Genomic DNA, 18,902 nt, shown 5'->3' on the forward strand with positions numbered 1-18,902 from the left:
GAGGCCGGCTCTGAGAACGGCTCTGAGAACGGCTCTGAGAACGGCTCTGAGAACGGCTCTCAGGCCGGCTCGAGGAACTTCGCGAGTTCGATCACCTGCGGGGTCACCGCCTGGGCGTCGGTCTGCGGTTTGTCGCCGGCCAGCCGGTACCGCACCACCATGAGTTGTTTCTTCTTGCTCAGCCAGCCGATCTCGACCGCCGGCCCGGGGCCGGCCGGATCCGTGCCGGTCGCCGGCCGCACCAACTGGTAGGCGGCCTGGCCGAGGGCGGCCACGTCGCCGGCGCCGGGCGGGGCCGCGGCCGACTTGAACGCCGCCGCCGCGACGGTGGTCGGGGTGACCGCGAGCGTCAGGTCCGGGTACGCGACGGCGCCGCGCTGCAGGACGCAGGTGGTGGTGGCATCCTTCTGGGCGGCGGCCGCCACTTCGAACGTCACCCCGACGAACTGCTCCACCGCGTAGAAGTCGAGCAGCTGGCAGGCCCCGCCGGCGGCCGACGCGGCGGGACGCCCGGCGCCGCGGGCCGGCACGGCGATGCTCCCCGCCTGGGGTTCCCTGCCCGCCTGCGGATCATCGTCGCCGCAGCCCGCCAGCAGTCCGCCCCCGGCGGCACCGACGACGAGGCACAGCAGCGCGGCTCGCAACCTCACGCGGTCACGCTAGTGCCCACACCGGGCCGATGGCACCCCGGACGCCCACCGTGTTGGTGAGTGTCCGGGGTGACAGGTTTCGATCAGCTGCAGCCGCTCGTGGAGCCGCAGCCCTCGCACACGTAGCAGCTGCCGGCCGGGCGCATCTTCGTGCCGCAGGTGAAGCACAGCGGCGCGTCGGCGGCCTTGCCCTGCACGGCTTCCAGCAGTTCCGTCGACGAACCGACGCGCTTGACCGGCGTCTCCTTGACCTCCGCCACCGGCACGGGTGCCGGCGTCGGGGCCTCGACCGGTGCGGACGCGGCGATCGCGGCCATATCGGCCTCGCCGGCCTCCTCGCGGACCTGCTGGGCCCGCTCCGCCGCGGTGAAGATGCCGATGTCGGCGCGGTCGTCGTAGGGCAGGAAGTCGAGGGCCAGGCGCCGGAAGATGTAGTCCATCACCGAGGTCGCCATGCGGATGTCGGGGTCGTCGGTCATACCGGCCGGCTCGAACCGCATGTTGGTGAACTTGCTGACGTACGTCTCCAGCGGCACCCCGTACTGGAGGCCGATCGAGATGGCCACCGAGAACGCGTCCATCACGCCGGCGAGCGTGGAGCCCTGCTTCGACATCTTGAGGAAGACCTCGCCGAGGCCGTCGTCGGGGTACGACGACGCGGTGAGGTAGCCCTCGGCGCCGGCGACCGAGAACGACACGGTCTGGCTGGGCCGCTTCTTCGGCAGCCGCTTGCGCACCGGCCGGTACTCGATGACCTTCTCCGGCTCGGCCTTCTCCACGTCCTTCTTGGCGGACTTGCCGGCCGACAGCGGCTGGCCGACCTTGCAATTGTCGCGGTAGATCGCCAGTGCCTTGAGGCCGAGCTTCCAGCCCTGGAAGTAGATGTTCTCGACTTCCTCGACCGTGGCCGACTCGGGCATGTTCACGGTCTTCGAGATCGCGCCCGAGATGAACGGCTGGATCGCGGCCATCATCCGCACGTGGCCCATCGGCGCGATCGACCGCTCGCCCATCGCGCAGTCGAACACCGAGTAGTGCTCCTGGCGCAGCCCCGGCGCGTCGACGACGTGACCGTGCTCGGCGATGTACTCGACGACCGCCTCGACCTGCTCCTCCTGGTAGCCCAGGTTGCGCAGCGCCCGCGGCACGGTCTGGTTGACGATCTGCATCGATCCGCCGCCGACCAGCTTCTTGAACTTCACCAGCGCGAGGTCGGGCTCGACCCCGGTGGTGTCGCAGTCCATCATCAGGCCGATCGTGCCGGTCGGCGCGAGGACGCTGGCCTGCGCGTTGCGCCAGCCGTTGCGCTCGCCGATCTCCAGGCACTTCTGCCACTGCTGGGTCGACGCGGCCAGCAGCGCGCCGTCGATGTCTCCGTTCGGGACGACCGAGGCGTTGGCGGCGGCGTGCTTGCGCATGACCCGCGTGTGCGCCTTGGCGTTCCGGGCGTAGCCCTCGTACGGGCCCACGACGCCGGCCAGCTCGGCGGAGCGGCGGTACGCGGTGCCCGTCATCACGGACGTGATCGCGGCGGCGAGCGACCGACCACCGTCGCTGTCGTACGCGAGGCCGCTTGCCATGAGCAGCGCGCCCAGGTTGGCGTAGCCGATGCCCAGCTGACGGTAGGCGCGCGTGGTGACGCCGATCTTCTCGGTGGGGAAGTCGGCGAAGCAGATCGAGATGTCCATCGCGGTGATCACCAGCTCGACGGACTTCACGAACCGCTCGACCGCGAACGAGCCGTCGGACCCGACGAACTTCATCAGGTTCAGGCTGGCCAGGTTGCACGACGAGTTGTCGAGGTGCATGTACTCGCTGCACGGGTTCGACGCGGTGATGCGGCCGGTCTCCGGGCAGGTGTGCCACGCGTTGATCGTGTCGTCGTACTGGATGCCGGGGTCGGCACACTCCCACGCGGCGGTGGCGAGCTTCCGCCACAGCGTCCGCGCGTCGATGCTCTCGATCGGCTTGTTGTCGAGCCGGCCCCGCAGCGCGAAGTCGGTGCCCTTCTCGACCGCCGTCATGTACTCCTCGGAGACGCGCACCGAGTTGTTGGCGTTCTGGTACTGCACGCTGACGATGTCGGAGCCGCCGAGGTCCATGTCGAACCCGGCGTCGCGCAGGGCGCGGATCTTGTTCTCCTCGCGCGCCTTGGTCTCGATGAACTCCTCCACGTCGGGGTGGTCGACGTCGAGGATCACCATCTTCGCCGCGCGGCGCGTGGCGCCGCCCGACTTGATGGTTCCGGCGGACGCGTCGGCGCCGCGCATGAAGCTCACCGGACCGCTTGCGGTGCCGCCGCTGCTGAGCAGTTCCTTGGACGCGCGGATGCGGGACAGGTTCACCCCGGAGCCCGAGCCGCCCTTGAAGATCAGGCCCTCTTCCTTGTACCAGTCGAGGATCGAGTCCATCGAGTCGTCGACGGCGAGGATGAAGCACGCGCTCACCTGCTGCGGCGACGCCGTGCCGACGTTGAACCAGACCGGCGAGTTGAAGCTGAACACCTGGTGCAGCAGCATCCAGGTGAGCTCGTGCTCGAACACCTCGGCGTCGGCCGGGCTGGCGAAGTAGCCGTTCGCCTCACCGGACGCGCGGTAGGTCTTGACCACCCGGTCGATGAGCTGCTTGAGGCTCCACTCGCGCTCCGACGTACCCACCGCACCCCGGAAGTACTTCGTGGTGACGATGTTGGCGGCGTTGATGCTCCAGAAGTCGGGGTACTCGACCCCGCGCTGCTCGAAGTTGATCGAGCCATCGCGCCAGTTCGTCATCACGACGTCCCGACGCTCCCAGGTGACCTCGTCGTACGGGTGGACACCCGCGGTGGTCCACACCCGGTTGATCTTCAAGCCCTTAGCGGACGCGTTACCGTTCGCCGCGCGCTTCCCCCCGGTACGCGCGCTGACGATTCCGTTGCCGTTGCCGTTGGACGTGCTGCCGGCTGCCGGTGCGGTCGACCCCTTGGTCGTGCTCTCCCCCGCCATCAGGCTGGCCCCCTCTGGTTGTTCGCTGGTCATGGTCTTCTGCTCTTCGTGTCTCTGTCGGTGGCCGCGCGGGCCGGTTCACGCCTTCGGCGCGGCGCCGATCTTCTCGGCGTTGCCGTTCTTCTCGGCTGTGCCGCTCTTCTCGGCTCTGGTCGCCTCTATCCGGCTGATCGCCGCGTCGCGGAGGGTCGCGATCTCGCGCTCGAAGTCCTCCAGCGACTCGAACGAGCGGTAGACGCTCGCGAACCGCAGGTAGGCCACCTCGTCGAGGTCGCGGAGCGGGCCGAGAATCGCGAGCCCGACCTCGTTGCTGGGCACCTCGGCGGTCCCCCGGGCCCGGATCGTGCTCTCCACCTTCTCGGCGAGCACCGCGATCGCGTCATCGGTCACCGGCCGCCCCTGGCACGCCTTGCGCACCCCAGACATGATCTTGATACGGCTGAAAGGCTCAGTGACGCCGCTGCGCTTCACGATCGCCAACACCGCCTCCTCGACGGTGGTGAACCGCTTGCTGCACTCCGGGCACGACCGGCGTCGCCGGATCAGCTGACCGTCGTCGGCCTCGCGGGAGTCGACGACCCGGGAGTCCGGGTGCCGGCAGTATGGGCAGCGCATGACCGACCTCCCTGGTGCGCTCGTCTGTCTCGCCCGTCACGACAAGCCCGCTGTGTCGCCTATGTCACAACGACCCGTCCGCGGCGCCCCTGCACGTCATCCACACACCCGAAACCCCGCAGCGGGCATGCCGAACCGAGCGCCACCCGGCTCACCGGGGCCGGCGCTGTGGATAACTCTGTGCAGAAGCTGTGGGTACTCCTCCACAACCTGTGGACGACTTACACCCTTGTAACTACTACATCTAGGGGTCGACGTTAGGCCGCCGCGGACGCCGACGCAAGCCGAACACCCGAAGATGACCCACCTGACACATCCCTCACCGACGGGCCGGCAACGCCAGTCGCTGACCGGGGTGGATCACATACCCTTCGAGGTCGTTCAGCTTCCTCAACTCGGCCACGCCCGCCCTCGGCTGCCACCCGGGCAGGTTCCGCTCCGCGAACGACCACAACGTGTCGCCCGGCTGCACCACCGCCGTGACGGCGGGCCTGGGCGGATCCGCCGCCTGCCCGGGCACGGCGCTGAGAAACCCGACCAACGCGCCGGTGAACAGCAGCACCAGCGCCAACACCACCAACCGCCCCCGCCGGGTGAGCCGGACCGGCCGCCGCCCGGGCCGCCGCCCCCCCGCCACAGCGGGCCGCCGCGCGCCCGCCGCACGGGCGCTCCGGGTCTCCGCTCCACCGGGCCGTTCTGCCACACCGGGCCGCCCCGCACCCGCCGCACGGGACGACCTGGTCTCCGCTGCACCGGGCCGCCCGTCCCCCGCCACGCCGGAACGCCGCTCTTCCGCCATACCGGGCCGCCGCGCGCCGGCCGCACGGGAACCCCGCTCCTCCGCTCCACCGGGCCGCCGCGCGTCGGTCACGCCGGAACGCTGCCGCTGCCCCGCCGAACCCGCGCGGACCTCAACCGCAGCACCCGGCCCGGCTCCTGCCTCATCGCCATCCCGCTCGACCGCGTCGTCAGCCCGTTCTGCCGCGCCTTCGGGTCGCTCGACCGCGCCGGCACCGCCGTACGTCCGGGAAATGGCCCGGTCGGCGGGGCGCTCATCCGTCACATCGCCCCAGAGACCCGAGCGCCCGCCCGCGCCGTCGCCCCCAAAGCGGTCTCCCAGCCAGTCGGTGCCGCGGTTGGCATGGCGCCGCTGCCCGTCGTCGGCGGGGCGCCGCGGTGCCGGGTACGCCTCGCCCTCCCACGCGACCAGGCGCAGGTGGCGCTCGACGATCCCGTCTCGCGCCCACCCGGCCGATCCGGCGGCCGCCCGTGACCGCCGCGCCCGGCGCCCGCGCGTAAGCGGAAGCACCGGGGCAGCGCACCGCGCACCCCGCCCGCCCTGTGGTTGTTGGTTCGCCCGACCCGGCTCCGCCATCGTGTACCTCCGGAAATCGCACAGCGCGTCGAACAGAAGTTCGATCGCACGCCCGTACGATGGTTTACCAGACGGGTACGACAAAAACTGGCCGACACGACGCGCCGCGTAGAACAGATGTTTGAAACTGTCGTACCGGAGGGTTAGCTTGTGATCCACAATCACGGATCGTGCGCAACACTTCGCCGGCCGGTCGACGCGAACGATCAGCCGGTCAACCCCAAGGGAGGACGACGTGACAGCCGACGACCGCGCCGCCGGCGCGCAGAGCCGGGGCGTGCCCCACCCCGGCGCGCCCCAACCCGGATCGGCGGAGCGGGGCCAGCGGCCAGACGGCGCCCAGGCCGGCCCGTCCGCTAAATCCGAGACGGCAGCCCGCCCGGCCGGCACCACCGCCGGCACCACCGCGGGGCCGTCCGGTAAATCCGAGACGGCAGCCCGCTCCGCCGGCACCACCGCCGGCCGCGCCACCACGGGTCGCATCGCCGCGGCGGGAAGCACTCCGGCCGTTCAGGCGGCGGCCTCGCCGTCCGCTACCGGTCGGGCCGCCAACCGCTCCGCCGCCCGCGCCGCCCCCGCGGCTCCCGGCCGCGCGCCCGCGCAGGGCACCGGTCCGGCCGCCGTTCCCGCCACCCCGGCCGCTTCCGGTGCCGGTTCGGCCCGCTCGTCGGGCTCCCGGCCACGGAAGTCGAACCGCCAGCGGGGAGGTGAGCAGGAGATCCGCGCGGTCACGGCCGTGGTCAGCGCCTTCCCCGACCTGTTCGCGTCCGACCTCACGGCGCGGCAGCAACGCATCCTCGAGTTCATCCGCAGCTGGGTCGAGCGGTACGGCTACCCGCCGAGCGTCCGCGAGATCGGCGAGGCCGTCGGGTTGGTGTCGCCGTCGAGCGTCGCCTACCAGTTGAAGGTGCTCGAGGGCAAGGGCTACCTGCGACGCGACCCGAACCGTCCCCGGGCGGTCGACGTGCGTCCGCCCAGCGAGCTGGTCAACGAAGACGAGGAGGCGATCCGCTCGGCCCGCCCCGCGCCCGCCTTCGTGCCGGTGCTGGGCCGGATCGCCGCCGGTGGCCCGATCCTCGCCGAGCAGGCCGTCGAAGACGTCTTCCCGCTTCCCCGGGAACTCGTCGGCGAGGGCACGCTCTTCCTGCTCCAGGTCAAGGGCGACTCGATGCTCGACGCCGCAATCTGCGACGGCGACTGGGTCGTGGTCCGCCAGCAGCCCACCGCCAACAACGGCGAGATCGTCGCCGCCATGCTCGAAGGCGAGGCCACCGTCAAGACCTACCGCCGCCGCGACGGGCATGTCTGGCTCATGCCGCAGAACCCCGCGTTCGAGCCGATCAACGGCGACCAGGCAACCATCATGGGACGGGTGGTGGCCGTCCTCCGCCGCATCTGACCCCGCCGGAGCCCGTCGGCACCCGCCCACGCGACCCACCCGATCTTGGACTCCGGTACACGCCGCCATGGCGTGAACGAGAGTCCAAGATCCAAGGCGTGCACCGCTCTGCTAGCGGCTGTAGCCCGGGTGGTCGCGGGGGTCCTCGTCCCAGTCCATGTCGGGAGGCGCCGGTGCGCGCCGTCCGCCGTAGACGCCTCCGCCGCCGCGGCCGTCGCCGGTCGAGGGGACGCCTCGGCCCGAGCCACCGTGGATGTCGCCGGTGCCGCCGTGGATGTCGCCGGTTCGGTAGACCGAGCCGGTGCGTTCGCTGCCGCCTCGGTTGCCGCCGGGCCCACCGGGGCCACCAGGGCCGCCGCCACGTCCGCCCGGCCCGCCCGGACCGCCGCGGCCGCCACCCGAGACGGCGACACCCGGGCCAACGCCACCCGGGCCGCCACCCGGGCCGCCTGGCCCACGGCCACCGCCCGGACCGCCGCCACCCGGGCCACCAGGGCCACCAGGGCCACCCGGCCCGCGGCCAACGCCGCCGCCGGAGCCGCCGCCCGGGCCACCGGGACCACCCGGACCGCGGCCACCGCCGCCCATGGCACCACGGCCGGCGGCTGCGCCGGGTCCGCCGCGGCCACCGCCCTGAGTCAGCGGCTCCTCGAACTCGGCGAAGTCGTCGAAGGGAGCCGATCGCGCGGCCACCCGCGCTGTGCCCGCACCACCCCGACCCCCTGGCCCACCAGGCCCGGAAGGGCCGCCGGGTCCACCGGGGCCGCCACCAGGTCCACCGGGGCCACCAGGGCCACCGGGACCGTCCCGGCCCATCCGAGCCGCCGCCGCGGCGGCCCGCCGGTTGGTCCGGGACCGCCGGATCGCGAACACCCCGACCACCACCAGGATCAGCCCGAGCACTCCGACGGCGCCGACCATGTACATGATCTCGTTGATCGAGTCGATCGACAGGAGACCGCCGCCGCCGTCCTCGGTGTCGCCGGCGGCCTTCTTGGTGGCGCCGGCCGCGGGGGTGGCGGCTGCCGCCGGGGTGTAGCGCAGCAGCGGGTTCTGCTTGCTGCCGGGCGGCAGCTCGGACGCGGTCAGGAACGACTTGCCGTCCCGGGAGTAGGTGATCGACTCGCCCTGAGGTTCGTTCGGCAGCGGGGTCACGCGGGGCTTGCCGGTGGTGATCGCCTTGACCACGTCACCGTCGGGGACGTCCCATTCCAGGGCATCGGCGTAGGTGCGCAGCGCCACCTTCTTGCCGTCGGCGGAGGTGGCGCCGCCGGTCACCACCAGGCGTCCGGGGGGACCCAGCGGGTTCGGGGTGCTGCTCGCCGGCAACGTGAACTCGCCGACCCGCTTCAGCGGCACGCCGGTGTTGTTGCGGGGCTGCAGCGGGGCGGACGGCACGTAGATGCCGGGCTTGCCGCCCTCCTTGGTGACGATGATCGGCGTCCCGTCGCCGTTGATCAACAGTGCCTCGGCGTCTCTCGCCCCGTCGGGATAGGTGACGCGGTGGATCACCGGGGTGCGCTCGTTCGGCGGGATCTTCCACAGCGCGACCGTCGGGCGCTTGCCGTCGTTGTCACCGATGTCGGCCGACCAGATCGCGCCGTCGGGTGCGACCGCCAGGTCTTCGGGATCGAGCGCGGCCGACGGGTAGGCGGTGGAGTTGACCACCTTGCACTGGTTGTCGAGCCGGTAGATCCGCATCGTGGACTGGTCCTGGGCGCTGTCGTTGACCGCCAGGTAACCGTTGTCGACAGCGGCGAGGCCGGAGATCTCCAGCAGGTTCTTGTCGGTGATGTTGCAGACCGTCTGGCCGCCACCGCTGCCCGCGGCCGCTCCCGAACCGGACGGAGACGGTGCGGCGGAGGCCGCTCCCGGTTGGACAGCCACCGCCGCCAGCGCGACGCAACCAGCCGCCGCCAACACCGATCTCAGACGCCGCATCGGTCCAGAATGACAGAGCCGTCTGAGAACCGGTGTTGGCCCTACGGGCACATCACTCTATGTGGTCACCATCGACAACATATGGTGCCAACTCGGCTGCCAGGGCCTCATCGACCCGGGCATGGACAAACGTTCCCTCGCCACGGTGCGCGGTCTCGAGCACCTCGCCCCGGCTGTGGACGCGCGCCAGCACCTCGCCCCGCGCGTACGGGACGCATGCGCGCACCTCGATGGCCAGCCACGGCAGCCGCTCCTCGACCGCGGCACGCAACTCGTCGACGCCGGTGCCGGTGCGGGCCGAGACGAACACGGCCTCCGGCCACAGCCGCTTGAGCCGCAGCAGCGTCTCCTCGTCGGCGGCGTCGGCCTTGTTGACCACGAGCAGCTCGGGCACCTTGTCGGCTTCGACGTCGGCGAGCACCTCGCGGACGGCGCGCACCTGCTCCTCGGGATCGGGATGGGCACCGTCGACCACGTGCACGACGAGATCGGACTGCGCCACCTCCTCCAGCGTCGAGCGGAACGCCTCGACCAGTTGGTGCGGCAGGTGCCGCACGAACCCGACCGTGTCGGAGAGCGTGTACGACCGGCCCTCCGGCGTGCGGGCCTGCCGGGTGGTGGTGTCGAGCGTCGCGAACAGCGCGTTCTCGACCAGCACGCCGGCACCGGTGAGCCGGTTGAGCAGGCTGGACTTGCCCGCGTTGGTGTAGCCGGCGATCGCCACGCTCGGCACGTTGTTGCGGCGCCGGTTGCCCCGCTTCGTGTCCCGCATCGAGGCCATGCCGGCGATCTGCCGACGGAGCCGGGCGATGCGGCTGTTGATGCGCCGCCGGTCGGTTTCGATCTTGGTTTCACCGGGACCGCGCAGGCCCACGCCGCCGTTGCCGCCGGCCGAGCCACCGGCCTGCCGGCTCAACGCCGCACCCCAACCACGCAGCCGGGGCAGCAGGTACTGCAGCTGGGCCAGCTCGACCTGCGCCTTGCCCTCTTTGCTCTTCGCGTGCTGGGCGAAGATGTCGAGGATCAGCGCGGTGCGGTCGATGACCTTGACCTTCACCTGTTCTTCCAGGTTCCGCAGCTGGCTGGGCGAGAGCTCGCCGTCGCAGATCACGGTGTCGGCGCCGGTGTCGACCACGACGGCGCGCAGGTCGGTGACCTTGCCGCGGCCGACGTACGTGGACGGATCGGGCCGCTGCCGCCGCTGGATGAGCCCGTCGAGCACCACCGCACCAGCCGTGTCGGCCAGCGCCGCGAGCTCGGACAACGAGTTCTCCGCGTCGGCGACCGTGCCCTCGGTCCACACGCCGACGAGCACGACGCGCTCGAGCCGGAGCTGCCGGTATTCGACCTCGGTGACGTCGGCGAGTTCGGTGGACAGGCCCGCGACGCGGCGCAGCGCGTTACGGTCCTCGAGATCGAGTGCACCGGTGTCGAGTTCGAGAATGTCTTCGGTAAGTCGCAAGTGGCACCCCTCCAGAACTTCGATCGTGGCACGCCTTCCCGCAGACCGCACCCGCATTCCACCCGGGGCGGGTCTAAAGTGGGACGCCGCGTACAAGGGAGTACGAAAGGAAGCACGATGAGCAGGGGACGTCTCCCCAGTGCCGGGTTCTCGATCACCGTCCGGATCCAGGTACCCGCCGATGCGTCGGCGATCGGACGGTTGACCACCGCGGTCGGCGACGCGGGCGGCGTGGTCACCGCCGTCGACGTGGTCGACTCCGACCCCACCAGCGTGGTCGTCGACGTCACCTGCGACACCGCCGACTCCGCCCACGCCGAGCAGGTCGTGGACATTCTCGAGGAACTGCCCGGCGTCGAGGTCCGCAAGGTCTCCGACCGCACGTTCCTGCTCCACCTCGGCGGCAAGATCGAGGTGACGTCGAAGGTCGCGCTCCGCAACCGCGACGAGCTCTCCCGCGCCTACACCCCCGGGGTCGCCCGGGTGTGCCTGGCGATCGCCAACAATCCGGAAGACGCCCGCCGCCTGACCATCAAGCGCAACACGGTCGCGGTGGTCACCGACGGATCGGCCGTCCTCGGGCTGGGCAACCTCGGCCCGGCCGCCGCGCTGCCGGTGATGGAAGGCAAGGCGGCGCTGTTCAAGCGGTTCGCCGGCGTCGACGCCTGGCCGGTCGTGCTCGACACGCAGGACACCGAGGAGATCATCAACGTCGTCCGGTGCATCGCGCCGGCCTACGGTGGCATCAACCTGGAGGACATCGCCGCGCCGCGCTGCTTCGAGATCGAGGCGCGGCTGCGCGAGATGCTCGACATCCCGGTCTTCCACGACGATCAGCACGGCACCGCGATCGTGGTGCTGGCCGCGCTCACCAACGCGTTGCGCTGCGTCGAGAAGGCGATCAGCGACGTCCGCGTCGTCGTGTGCGGCGCCGGCGCGGCCGGCACCGCGATCGTCAAGTTGCTGTTGCGGGAGGGCGTCGGGGACGTCGTGGCGGTCGACCGCGCCGGCGCCCTGCACCGCGGTTCACCGGCCGTGAACCCGAACTGGGAGTGGCTGGCCCAGAACACCAACAGAAGCAACATCCAAGGGGACCTCAGAACCGCGATCCGTGGCGCCGACGTGTTCATCGGCGTCAGCGCGCCGAACCTGCTCAACGGCGACGACATCGCCACGATGGCGCCCCGGTCGATCGTCTTCGCGCTGGCCAACCCCGACCCGGAGGTCGACCCGCGGGAGGCCCGCGAGCACGCGGCGGTGGTGGCGACGGGACGCTCCGACCAGCCGAACCAGATCAACAACGTGCTCGCCTTCCCGGGCGTGTTCCGGGGCATGCTCGACGCGCACGCCACCGGGTACACCGACGACATGGGCGTCGCCGCGGCCCGCGCGATCGCCGACACCGTCGGCGAGGACAAGGTCAACCCGACGGTCATCGTGCCGAGCGTGTTCGACGCCCGGGTCGCGCCGGCGGTGGCCGCGGCGGTCCGGGCCGCCGCGAAGGGCGGCCAGGTGGTCGACAGCGAGGTCGACAGCGACGTGGACGCCGAGGTGGAAGGGCGCACGGCCGTCCCCGGCTTCTGAAAATAGTGACCGAGGCCACACCCCGTTCGCCCTTCCGTTCGGCCGGGGTGAGCCGATGGTCCGGGCATGGCGCATGAGGCGAGTATCGACGTGGCGGACCGTGACATGGTCCTCGACACGTTGTTCGCGCAGCATCCCGGTGCCATGATCGTCGCGGTCGGCGACAACGGCCTGTTCACGCCGATGCCGGCGGACGTTCCGCTCCAGGGTCACCACGTGATCAGCGGCGCGCCGTCGGCGATGGAGCTCGTGGTGCCCGACGATCACGTGACGGTGATCGACGCCTGGGAGCGGGTGGCCCGGGACGGGGTCTCCAACGCGATCGTGCACCCGGTGACCGCGCCGGACGAGACGGTCCGGCTGCACTTCATCGACACCCGGTACCGGTACGGCGTGGTGCTGTGCCTCGTCACCGACTTCACCGGCCAGGTGCTCGGTTCCAAGCGGTTCGACGAGGTCGAGGTCGTGCCGCGGGTCGGCGTCGTCCGCAAGGACGGGGTCGCGGTGATCACCACGGTCGACGAGGCGACGCCGAAGATGCTCGGCTGGACGCCGGACGAGCTGATCGGCCGGCGCACCCTCGACCTGCTGCACCCCGACGACCACCAGCGCGCCATCGAGAGCTGGATGGACATGCTCGCCAACCCCGGCGCGGCCCGCCGGGTCCGGCTGCGCCACCGGCACCGCGACGGTCACTACCTGTGGCTGGAGATCACCAACCACAACCAGCTCGACAACGCCGAGCAGCCCGGCGTGATCGCCGAGATGCTGAACGTCTCCGACGAGATGGCCGCCCAGGAGGCGCTGGCCGCCAACGAGCAACTGCTGCGCCGGTTGACCGAGGCGCTGCCGGTCGGCGTCGTGCAGGTCGACCCGGAGCTGCGGATCACCTACCAGAACGAGCGGGCCGTGGAGATGTTCGGCGACCGGCTCGGCACGTCGCTCGACGCGACGACCACCACCAGGGACGGGCCGACGGTGATGCCCGCGCTGCTCGCCGCCCTGCGCGACGACGTCGACTCCGACCTGGAGGTCGCCTACCGGGCCCAGGACGGCGAGCTGCGCCGGACCATGGTCAACATCCGGCCGCTCGACGGTCAGGCCGGCGTGGTGGTCTGCGCGACCGACATCACCGAGTCCGCCCGCCTGCGCGAGGAACTCCGCCAGCTCGCCACCTACGACGCCCTCACCGGGTGCCTCAACCGCGTCTCCGTGCTGGCCGCCGTCGAGGAGGACCTCGACGGCGACGGCGACGGGATCGCCGTCGTCTTCCTCGACCTCAACGAGTTCAAGGAGATCAACGACGGCCTCGGCCACGCGGCCGGCGACGCGCTGCTCCGTTACGTGGGCACCGAACTGCGGACTGCCGTCGCCTCTCTCGGCGACAAATCAGCAGCAGCTCGCGAGACCGACCTGATCGGCCGGCTCGGCGGCGACGAGTTCCTGGTGGTGGCCCGCGGCGTGGCCGGTCCGGCGGAGGCCCGGCAGATCGGCGAGCACATCGCCCGGCACCTGGCCGGCTGCGGCCTCGACCTCGGCGACCGGCGGGTCCAGGTCCGGGCCAGCATCGGCGTCGCGTGGGCCCGCCCGGGCGACATGGACGCCGACGCGCTCGTCGCCCGCGCCGACACCGCCATGTACCAGGCCAAACGGCAACGAACGGGTCGGCTGGCGCTGGTGGTGAGCGCCACTCACGCCGCCGCGTGAGAAGCGGCGTGAAGTACGGATCGGTAGCATCGACCCGTGCGGGTGCTGCTGATCGGTGCGCCGGGCGCGGGCAAGGGCACGCAGGCCGCTCGCATCGCCCGTCACTTCGGGCTGACCCACATCTCCAGCGGTGACCTGCTGCGCCGGCACGTCAAGGAGGAAACCGCGATCGGCCGGCAGGTGGCGGAGTACATCGACCGGGGCGATCTCGTACCCGACGCCATCATCATGGACATGCTGTACAAACCGGTCATGGCGGCCAGCGCGTCGGGCGGCTACATCCTCGATGGCTTCCCCCGCACCGTCGAGCAGGCCGAGGCGGCCTACGCGGTGGCCGGTGAGCTGGGCGTCCAGGTGCAGCTCACCGTGCACATCGAGGTGTCGCCCGAGGAACTGCTGCGCCGGCTCAAGGCCCGCGGCCGCGGTGAGGACGACAGCGACTCCGTGATCAGGCACCGGCTGAAGGTGTACGAGGAGAAGACGATGCCGCTGATCGCGTACTACGCCGAGCGGGAGAAGCTGGTGACCGTCAACGGCGGCCGGCCGGTCGACGAGGTCACCTGGTCGATCGTCGTGCAGCTACAGCGGGCGCGCCGCAAGCATCTGGTCGACTGAGACGGTCCCCTCGGCCACCAGCACCGCCGGGCCGGCGAGCCAGCACCGCTCGCTCTCGATCGTCACCGTCACCCGGCCGCCGGCCACGTCGATCGGCACCGTGCCGTTCGAACCCTCCAGCAGCACCGCGGCCACCGCGCACGCGCCGGTGCCGCACGAGAGCGTCTCCCCCGAGCCCCGCTCGTAGACGCGCATCCGCCCGTCTGCCGAGACGACCTCGACGTTCACACCTTCCGGGAACGACGACGGGTCGAAGACCGGCGGCGCCGACAGGTCGATCACCGACACGTCGGGTACCCGGCACACGAGGTGCGGGTTGCCGACGTCGACCGACTCGCCGGTGAGCGTCAGGGATCCGAGCGTCGCCGACCCGCGCCCGAGGAGCCGCGGCCGCCGCATCGCGATGGCGATCTCGGCACCCTCCACCACAGCCTCGGAGACGCCGTCGCGCGTGCCGAACGACAACTTCGGACCGGCCACCAGCCCCTCGGCCACCAGGAACCGGGCGAACACCCGGGCGCCGTTGCCGCACATCTCGGCCACGGTGCCGTCGGAGTTCCGGTAGTCCATGAACCACGAGCCGTCCTGGCGCACCGCACGGAGAATCCCGTCGGCGCCGATGCCGAACCGCCGGTCGCACAGCGCCCGCACCAGGTCGGGCGTGAGGTCGAGCGCGCCGTCGGGGTCGGGCAGCACGACGAAGTCGTTCCCGGTCCCATGGGCCTTCAGAAATCGCATGGACTCTCCGCTACCAGCGCCAGCGCGGCGCCGACCAGGTCGGGGCGGGCCGCGTCCAGCCAGCGTACCGAGGGGTCGCGCCGGAACCAGGACCGCTGCCGCCGGACGAACCTCCGCGTCGCCCGCGCCGTCTCCAGGCGCGCGTCGTCCTCGGTGCCCACGCCGTCCAGGAACCGGAGCACCTGCTGGTAGCCGAGCGCGCGGCTGGCCGTCCGCCCGTCGCGGAGCCCGACCGCGACCAGTCCGGACACCTCCGCGACCAGCCCGGCCGCCCACATCGCGTCGACCCGGCGGGAGACGCGGTCGTCAAGATCCGGTGTCTCGCGGTCGACCCCGATCTGCACCGCCTCGTACACCGGCCGGGGCGCCGGGAGTTCGGCCACGAACGGCCGGCCGGTGATCGTGATCACCTCGAGCGCGCGCACGATCCGCCGGCCGTTGGTCGGCAGGATCCGCTCGGCGGCCGCGGGGTCGCGTTCGCGCAGGCGGCCGTGCAGCGCCGCCGGGCCGTGCGCGGCGAGGTCGGCCTCCAGGCCCGCGCGCAGGTCCGGGTCGGTGCCGGGAAATTCGAAATCCTCCAGGACCGCGCGGACGTACAGGCCCGAACCACCCACGAGCAACGGGACGCGGTTGCGCGCGGCGATGTCGTCGATCGCCGCCCGGGCGAGGCGCTGGTACTCGGCGACGCTGGCCGGCTCGGTAACGTCCCAGATATCCAGTACGTGGTGATCAATCCCGTTCCGCTCGGCGGCGTCGAGCTTGGCGGTGCCGATGTCCATGCCGCGGTAGAGCTGCATCGAATCGGCGTTCACCACCTCGCCGCCCAGCTCCGCGGCGAGCGCCAGCGACAGGGCGGTCTTGCCGGTGGCGGTCGGGCCGACGACCGCGACGACCGTCATGCGAGGAATATCCAGACGGACACGGCAAATACGGTAGCCGGGCAGGTCGGCCGGCATTTAACTGGTGGCACGGACCCGCCTTGACGTGCCGAAGCGCCTGCTGAAGGTCACGAATCGGCGGCGAGGGGTCGACGTAACCCTTAGACGACCTGTGAGAATGCCGGTCGGGGACAATGACTGGTGCGATGGCGGCACCGGTGGCGCCGGGTCTTGCCCGGATTCGCCGGGTGGCCGGATGGAACGAGGATGGGTCATGAGCGAGCGGGGTATTTCTGATCCGGCTAATTTCGGCCGGATCGACTCCGACGGCACCGTGTACGTGAAGACCGCTGCGGGGGAACGATCGGTCGGGTCGTGGCAGGCGGGTACACCGGAGGAGGGCCTGGCGCACTTCGTCCGCCGGTACCTCGACCTGGTGGTCGAGGTCGACCTGTTGGAGGCCCGCCTCGGCAGCGGTGCCGCCGACGCGTCCCAGACCTTGAGCAGCATCCGCCGGTTGCGGGGCGGTCTCGACGAGGCACATGTCGTCGGCGATCTCGACGGGCTGGCCGCCCGGCTCGACAAGCTGGCCACCACCGCCGAGGAGCGGGCCGGTGCCGCGCGGGCCGAGCGGGAGGCCGCGAAGGTCGAGGCGGTCGCGCGGAAGAACGCGCTGGTCGAGGAGGCCGAGAAGATCGCCGCCGAGGCCACCGGCTGGAAGACCGCCGGCGACCGGCTCAAGGAGATCCTCGACGAGTGGAAGACCATCCGCGGCGTCGACAAGAAGACCGACTCCGAGTTGTGGAAGCGGTACGCCGCGGCCCGCGACGGGTTCGCCCGCCGGCGCGGCGCGCACTTCGCCACCCTGGACCAGTCGCGCAAGCAGGCTCAGGGGCGCAAGGAGGAGCTCGTCGTCGAGGCCGAGTCGCTGGCCGAGTCGTCGGAGTGGAACGTCACCGCCGACCGGCTCAAGCAGCTGATGGGCGAGTGGAAGGCGGCGCCACGGGCGTCGAAGGAGACCGAGCAGCGGCTGTGGGAGCGGTTCCGGGCGGCGCAGGACGCGTTCTTCCGGCGTCGCAGCGAGGTGTTCTCGGCCCGTGACGCGGAGCTCAAGGTCAACCTGGAGCGCAAGCAGGCGCTGCTGGCCGAGGCCGAGGCGCTCGACATCGACGCCGACCCGAAGGCCGCACAGGCGAGGTTCCGCGAGATCCAGGGCCAGTGGCACGACGTCGGGCGGCTGCCGCGCGACGCCGGGTCGGGCATCGACCGCCGGTTGCGCGCCGTCGAAGACAAGGTCAAGACCGCGATGGACGCCGCCTGGCGGCGCACCGCGCCGGCCGACAACCCGCTGCTGACGCAGATGCGTGACCAGGTGGCCGAGGCCGAACAGCGCCTCGCCAGGGCACAGGCCGCCGGCGACGCCAAGCGGATCAAGGAGGCCGAGAAGGCGCTGGAGTCGAAGCGCCAGTTCCTGAGGTTGGCGGAAGGCTCTTCGTGAACTAGCTGCTCCGGACCGCCAGTGTCGGGGTCCCCAGCAGGGTTCCCTTCGGACGCGGGGCCGGCACGGCCTGGGCCAGCGCCCAGACGTCGCCGGCCCTGGTCTTCCGGTGGCTCAGCAGGGCGCCGTCGGCGTTCAGGTGGTGCGGGGCGGCGTAGGTGATCTCGGTTTCCACGATGTCGCCCGGGCGTACCTCCCCGCCGCCGGTGGCGAAGTGGACCAGCCGACCGTCGCGGGCGCGGCCTGACATGCGTCCCGTTGCTTGATCTTTTCGGCCCTCACCGACCGCGGCCAGGACCTCCACGCGGCGCCCGACCAGCGCCTTGTTCTCGGCCCAGGTGATCTCCTCGAGCACGGCGATCAGCCGCTCGTAGCGCTCCTGCACGACGGCCTTGGGCAGCTGATCGGCCATGTCGGCGGCCGGCGTGCCGGGTCGCTTGGAGTACTGGAACGTGAACGCGCTGGCGAACCGGGCCGCTTTGACCACATCGAGGGTGCGTTCGAAGTCGTCGTCCGTTTCGCCGGGGAAGCCGACGATGATGTCGGTGGTGATCGCCGCGTCGGGCATGGCTTTACGCACGTTTTCAATGATTTTCAGGTACCTGTCGGCGCGGTAGGAGCGACGCATCCGCTTGAGGACCTCGTCGGACCCCGACTGCATCGGCATGTGCAGCGAGTGGCAGACGTTCGGGGTCTCGGCCATCGCGGCGATCACGTCGTCGGTGAAGTCGCGCGGGTGCGGGCTGGTGAAGCGGACCCGCTCCAGGCCCCCGATGCCGCCGGTGGCCCGCAGCAGCTTGCCGAACGCGAACCGGTCGCCGAACTCGACGCCGTACGAGTTCACGTTCTGCCCGAGCAGCGTCACCTCCAGCACGCCCTCGGCGACCAGCGCCTCGACCTCGGCCAGGATCTCACCCGGCCGCCGGTCCTTCTCCTTGCCGCGCAGCGCCGGCACGATGCAGAAGGTGCAGGTGTTGTTGCAGCCCACCGAGATCGACACCCAGCCGGCGTAGGCGCTGTCGCGCTTCGTGGGCAGCGTCGACGGGAACACCTCGAGCGACTCGAGGATCTCCACCTCGGCCTTCTCGTTGTGCCGGGCGCGTTCGAGCAGCGCCGGCAGCGAGCCGATGTTGTGGGTGCCGAACACGACGTCCACCCATGGGGCTTTCCGCACTATCTCGCCGCGGTCCTTCTGCGCCAGACAGCCACCGACGGCGATCTGCATGCCGGGGTGGGCGGTCTTCACCGGGCGCAGGTGGCCGAGGTTGCCGTAGAGGCGGTTGTCGGCGTTCTCCCGCACCGCGCAGGTGTTGAACACGACGACGTCGGCCTGCGCACCGTCGGCTGCTCTCACGTACCCGGCCGACTCCAGCAGCCCGGACAGGCGCTCGGAGTCGTGGACGTTCATCTGGCAGCCGAAGGTGCGGACCTCGTAGGTGCGCTGTTGCATGTCCAT

At 71.2% G+C, this 18,902-nt stretch carries 14 protein-coding genes; 5 read left to right on the plus strand and 9 right to left on the minus strand.

Features of this window, described 5'->3' with window-relative positions:
- Positions 1 to 59: 59 nt before the first annotated feature.
- The 4 genes from Vau01_RS01965 to Vau01_RS01980 all read right to left on the minus strand — a co-directional run bounded on the left by Vau01_RS01965 (position 60) and on the right by Vau01_RS01980 (position 5,558).
- Entirely contained in the window at positions 60 to 650 is a 591-nt protein-coding gene (locus tag Vau01_RS01965; RefSeq protein ID WP_203986340.1) for a hypothetical protein, read from the minus strand.
- An 83-nt stretch (positions 651 to 733) separates the two neighbouring features.
- A complete protein-coding gene (locus Vau01_RS01970) occupies positions 734 to 3,559 on the minus strand; it encodes a vitamin B12-dependent ribonucleotide reductase (protein ID WP_373320153.1) in 2,826 nt (941 codons plus the stop codon).
- Positions 3,560 to 3,712: 153 nt separating this feature from the next.
- On the minus strand, positions 3,713 to 4,249 hold the full coding sequence (gene nrdR, locus Vau01_RS01975; RefSeq protein ID WP_203986343.1) for a transcriptional regulator NrdR: 537 nt from the start codon (positions 4,247 to 4,249) through the stop codon (positions 3,713 to 3,715).
- A 319-nt stretch (positions 4,250 to 4,568) separates the two neighbouring features.
- Positions 4,569 to 5,558, minus strand: coding sequence for a LysM peptidoglycan-binding domain-containing protein (locus Vau01_RS01980; RefSeq protein ID WP_203986346.1), 990 nt, complete (start codon positions 5,556 to 5,558; stop codon positions 4,569 to 4,571).
- A 784-nt stretch (positions 5,559 to 6,342) separates the two neighbouring features.
- Here Vau01_RS01980 and lexA point away from each other — a divergent pair.
- The gene (lexA, locus tag Vau01_RS01985) at positions 6,343 to 7,023 is read left to right on the plus strand and encodes a transcriptional repressor LexA (protein WP_203986625.1); all 681 of its coding nucleotides are present in this window, start codon (positions 6,343 to 6,345) and stop codon (positions 7,021 to 7,023) included.
- Positions 7,024 to 7,134: 111 nt separating this feature from the next.
- Here the strand turns inward: lexA and Vau01_RS01990 are convergent, their stop codons facing one another.
- Entirely contained in the window at positions 7,135 to 8,964 is a 1,830-nt protein-coding gene (locus tag Vau01_RS01990) for an NHL repeat-containing protein (protein ID WP_203986349.1), read from the minus strand.
- Positions 8,965 to 9,016: 52 nt separating this feature from the next.
- A complete protein-coding gene (gene hflX, locus Vau01_RS01995; RefSeq protein ID WP_506018060.1) occupies positions 9,017 to 10,426 on the minus strand; it encodes a GTPase HflX in 1,410 nt (469 codons plus the stop codon).
- Between the two features lie 117 nt (positions 10,427 to 10,543).
- Here hflX and Vau01_RS02000 point away from each other — a divergent pair, with 117 nt between their 5' ends.
- The 3 genes from Vau01_RS02000 to Vau01_RS02010 all read left to right on the plus strand — a co-directional run bounded on the left by Vau01_RS02000 (position 10,544) and on the right by Vau01_RS02010 (position 14,332).
- Positions 10,544 to 12,010 carry an NAD-dependent malic enzyme gene (locus Vau01_RS02000; protein ID WP_203986354.1) on the plus strand — a complete coding sequence of 489 codons (1,467 nt, stop codon included), beginning with the start codon at positions 10,544 to 10,546 and terminating at the stop codon, positions 12,008 to 12,010.
- A gap of 66 nt (positions 12,011 to 12,076) precedes the next feature.
- Positions 12,077 to 13,717, plus strand: coding sequence for a sensor domain-containing diguanylate cyclase (locus tag Vau01_RS02005; RefSeq protein ID WP_203986357.1), 1,641 nt, complete (start codon positions 12,077 to 12,079; stop codon positions 13,715 to 13,717).
- 36 nt (positions 13,718 to 13,753) lie between these two features.
- Complete coding sequence (locus Vau01_RS02010; protein WP_203986359.1) at positions 13,754 to 14,332, plus strand: adenylate kinase; 579 nt, start codon at positions 13,754 to 13,756, stop codon at positions 14,330 to 14,332.
- Here Vau01_RS02010 and dapF read toward each other — a convergent pair.
- On the minus strand, positions 14,297 to 15,070 hold the full coding sequence (dapF, locus tag Vau01_RS02015) for a diaminopimelate epimerase (RefSeq protein ID WP_203986361.1): 774 nt from the start codon (positions 15,068 to 15,070) through the stop codon (positions 14,297 to 14,299). The two genes, Vau01_RS02010 and dapF, sit on opposite strands and share 36 nt — an antisense overlap.
- The gene (gene miaA / locus Vau01_RS02020; RefSeq protein ID WP_203986363.1) at positions 15,058 to 15,969 is read right to left on the minus strand and encodes a tRNA (adenosine(37)-N6)-dimethylallyltransferase MiaA; all 912 of its coding nucleotides are present in this window, start codon (positions 15,967 to 15,969) and stop codon (positions 15,058 to 15,060) included. Before miaA ends, dapF begins: the two co-directional genes overlap by 13 nt.
- A gap of 268 nt (positions 15,970 to 16,237) precedes the next feature.
- Here miaA and Vau01_RS02025 point away from each other — a divergent pair, with 268 nt between their 5' ends.
- Positions 16,238 to 17,446, plus strand: a complete 1,209-nt coding sequence (locus Vau01_RS02025; protein ID WP_203986627.1) for a DUF349 domain-containing protein — start codon at positions 16,238 to 16,240, stop codon at positions 17,444 to 17,446.
- A gap of 1 nt (position 17,447) precedes the next feature.
- On the opposite strand, the gene miaB is transcribed toward Vau01_RS02025, so the two are convergent.
- Positions 17,448 to 18,902 (minus strand): tRNA (N6-isopentenyl adenosine(37)-C2)-methylthiotransferase MiaB, encoded by a 1,455-nt coding sequence (gene miaB / locus Vau01_RS02030; RefSeq protein ID WP_203986365.1) that lies wholly within the window; start codon positions 18,900 to 18,902, stop codon positions 17,448 to 17,450.

Origin of the sequence: Virgisporangium aurantiacum, assembly GCF_016863635.1 — a bacterium.
Taxonomy (GTDB): Bacteria; Actinomycetota; Actinomycetes; order Mycobacteriales; family Micromonosporaceae; genus Virgisporangium; species Virgisporangium aurantiacum.